General features: G+C 43.0%; 3 protein-coding genes. All 3 read right to left on the minus strand.

Features of this window, described 5'->3' with window-relative positions; genetic code table 11:
* Nucleotides 1–128: 128 nt before the first annotated feature.
* The 3 genes from LIZ08_RS10115 to LIZ08_RS10125 all read right to left on the minus strand — a co-directional run bounded on the left by LIZ08_RS10115 (nt 129) and on the right by LIZ08_RS10125 (nt 3,135).
* Nucleotides 129–1,391, minus strand: coding sequence for a hydroxymethylglutaryl-CoA reductase, degradative (locus LIZ08_RS10115; protein WP_227038807.1), 1,263 nt, complete (start codon nt 1,389–1,391; stop codon nt 129–131).
* On the minus strand, nt 1,391–2,563 hold the full coding sequence (locus LIZ08_RS10120) for a hydroxymethylglutaryl-CoA synthase (protein ID WP_227038808.1): 1,173 nt from the start codon (nt 2,561–2,563) through the stop codon (nt 1,391–1,393). The genes LIZ08_RS10115 and LIZ08_RS10120 overlap by 1 nt, the downstream gene beginning before the upstream one ends.
* A gap of 341 nt (nt 2,564–2,904) precedes the next feature.
* Nucleotides 2,905–3,135 carry a hypothetical protein gene (locus tag LIZ08_RS10125; RefSeq protein ID WP_045759877.1) on the minus strand — a complete coding sequence of 77 codons (231 nt, stop codon included), beginning with the start codon at nt 3,133–3,135 and terminating at the stop codon, nt 2,905–2,907.
* Between the last annotated feature and the right edge of the window lie 264 nt (nt 3,136–3,399).

Consider the following 3,399-nt stretch of genomic DNA (forward strand, 5'->3'; position numbering starts at 1 on the left):
TGAAACTTTAGGTTCAAAACTAAGTCATGGAACTTCTTCGAAGTTCGCTGACGTCAGTACTCACCTAAGGAAAGTTTCAAAAATGACTTTGTCTTCAATCTGAAAACGAAAACCTTGTCTTAGTTCTTTTATTTTCTCAATTCTTGTAAGAGTGTTTGTGCTTTTTCTATATTAAAGGGTTTGTTTTCAAGGAGTTGGCTGACCAATCGGGGAACTTCCTCTTCCTTAGCCCCTGCTAGAAGGGCTAGGGAGCGTGCTTGGAGTTTCATATGCCCTGCTTGAATCCCTGTGGTGACAAGGGCTTTGAGTGCTGCGAAATTCTGCGCCAAACCGAGCGAAGCGATGATACCTGCTAATTCAATAGCAGAAGGCTCTCCTAGCAAACGGTGGCTGACTTGAACCATTGGGTTGAGGCCAATCGAGCCTCCTTTTGTCGCAACCGGCATTGGTAGGGTGATCTCTCCATAGAGTTTTTTCTCTTCCGGCTGACTTGTCCAGTGACTCAAGCCCTTGTATGAACCACTTTGTGCAGCATAGGCATGGGCTCCTGCTTCGATGGCCCGCCAGTCATTACCTGTCGCAAGGACCAGGGCATCAATCCCGTTAAAAATTCCCTTGTTATGAGTAGCTGCACGGTAAGGATCCACTTGAGCCAGTTGGCTAGCTAGCTCCATCCGGTGGGCAATCTCAATGGCTTCCTCAGGATTTCGACTCAGTGCTTTAAAACCGATGGCACACCGTGCACTCACTAAAGAGCGAGTAGCCAAGTTGGATAAAATTGCCATCAAGGCCTGACCACCAGAGAGTTCCTGGATACGATCGGTCAGAGCTTCTAACATGGTATTGAGCATATTGGCCCCCATGGCTTCTTTGGGATCGACAGCCAAGTAGACAATAAGAAAGTCCCCCTTGTTTTCGACCCAAAGATCCCTTGCTCCACCTCCACGCTTGACGATCGAAGGATAGGCTTCATTAGCGAGCTGAAGAAGGGTTTTCTTGTCTTCTAGGATACGCTTGCTGGCAACTTCCATGTCTTCAACATCCGTCAGAGCGATCTCACCGATCATTTGCCGCTGGTGCACCTGGGTGGTGAAACCGCCTGAACGTTGAATGAGCTTGGCTGCAAAGCTGGCAGCCGCAACCACGGAAGGCTCTTCTGTGACCATGGGAAGGACATAGTCACGACCATTGATCAGGAAATAAGGAGCGAGGCTAAAAGGCAAGTCAAAAGTCGACAAGACATTTTCTGTCAATTGATCTGCAATAGAAAGGGGAAGTCCCTTTTGTTCTTTTAAGATCTGTGCTTCATCCCAAGTTAAGAGGCCTTCCTTCAGTAAGGCCTCTATGCGTTCTGTGGGAGAAAGTTTTGCAAAACCTGGTAATCGTGCCATTATTTTTCTACTTTCTGGTAAGTGCGTTGGTGTTCCTTGATCTCTGTCAAAGCAAAAGTTTGATGCGTAGCAGGCTCAAACACTTGATTGCCACTAGGATCTAGATCTACTTCCTCATAAAAGAGTCGTTCGTAGTCAGCAACACTAAGAACCGTACGTTGGTCCAGTTTTTCCATGCGTTTGTGATCTAAGAGTTGCTCAAAACCAGGAACAAGGTTAGCACTAAAGATCTCAGAAACCGCTCCACTTCCATAGCTAAAGAGGGCGATTCGGTCCCCAGCTTTGAGTTGGGGGTCATTTTCCAGTAGTGACAGCAAGCCTAGGAAAAGAGATCCAGTGTAGATATTTCCCACGCGTTGGCTGTATAGAATCGATTGATCAAAGTTGTATTGTAATTGATCTTTTTTCTCTTCTGACACTGACTTATCCAGGATTTTTTTCAAGCCCTTGAGAGCTAATTTCGGATAAGGCAAGTGGAAGCAGACGGCCGCAAAGTCTGTCAAGGCAAGGCCAGTCCGTTTCTGGTATTCCGCCCAGGTTGTTTTCAGAGAATCTAGATATTGTTGCGTTGAATAAATCCCATTCACAAAGGGAGTTGTCGCGTAATTTGGACGCCAAAAATCCATGACATCGCGTGTTTGGGCAACATTGTCATCGTTAAAAGATAGAATACGAGGATTTTGACTGATCAGCATAGCAACTGCTCCGGCACCTTGTGTTGGTTCACCAGGAGTTCCAATTCCATATTTAGCAATGTCACTGGCAATGACCAAAACCTTACTCTGTGGGAATTTTTCAACATGGAGTTTAGCATAATCCAAGGCAGCAGTTGCAGCATAGCAGGCTTCTTTCATCTCAAAAGAGCGGGCGAAAGGCTGGATGTCTAGTAAGCCATGGACAAACACAGCAGCAGCCTTACTCTGGTCAATTCCAGATTCTGTCGCAAGAATCACCATGTCGATTGCTTCTTTATCTTCGTCTGTTAAAATATCATCTGCTGCAGTAGCAGCCAATGTGACGATGTCTTCTGTGATCGGTGCAACACTTTGTTCTTTTAAGAGAAGACCCTTGCTCAGTTTTTCGGGATCAGTATCACGAGCAGTAGCCAAATCTTCTAAACGCAAGACATAAGGGCTCGTCGCAAAACCAATCTTATCAATCCCAATTGTCATTCTTAACCTCTTTTTTATTTGATATCTACTAGTATATTTCGTTACTATTTTACCATATTTAAGGGTTAAACTCCCTTGAAAAAGCTAGATCAGCAAGGAAATCATTCTCGGGACCGATTTTGCAATGTTTCAAAGAAAAAATAGAAAATCTATAAAAAGAGAGTGGGACAGAAATCGGTAATTCGTTAGAATTCGATTTCGCCGTCCCACCTCCGCACAGTTGAGTAGGGCTGTAAAAGCTGATGAAATCAGCGTAGTAGAGCCCACTCAACCACTGCGTCTTGCTCGATAATCCAAAAACAATTGAGAGGCTAGGACTTTTGTCCCAGCCTCTTTAACTTTTATCCTTGCTTATCTTTTTTAGGATTGCTCATGATTCGTATGAAGAGTTCTTTGCATTTGTCTCTTAGAACTTTTTCGTAGAAGACGATTAAAGCGATGTACACAATCGTAAAGTTCAAGGTCAGATAGAACAAGTCAAATGAATTACGGGCATAATCAGTTGCTAATAGATAGGAGGAGAGGGTTCCTAGGATCATCCAAGGAAGATACTTGATATACTTGCTTATCATCATACAGCACCTCGCATACTTTAAAGGATTTGTTTTTTCACCATCATTGTATCCCTTTTAAGTAAAAATGCAAGCGATAACACTTTGAGAAATTGAAAAACGAATATTATTTTGCATTAGTTTGAATGGAGAAAAACTATTTTAAGATAAGTGAAGCGATTACTTTAGTAACAAAAAAATTTTTTGAGCTAATCATGTCAATTATGTACTTTATTTAAGCAAACTAATGACAAAATCTAAATGCAAAATCATCGATTAATCAAT

It is taken from the genome of Streptococcus sp. 210928-DFI.4.42, assembly GCF_020554365.1.
Lineage (GTDB): Bacteria > Bacillota > Bacilli > Lactobacillales > Streptococcaceae > Streptococcus > Streptococcus parasanguinis_S.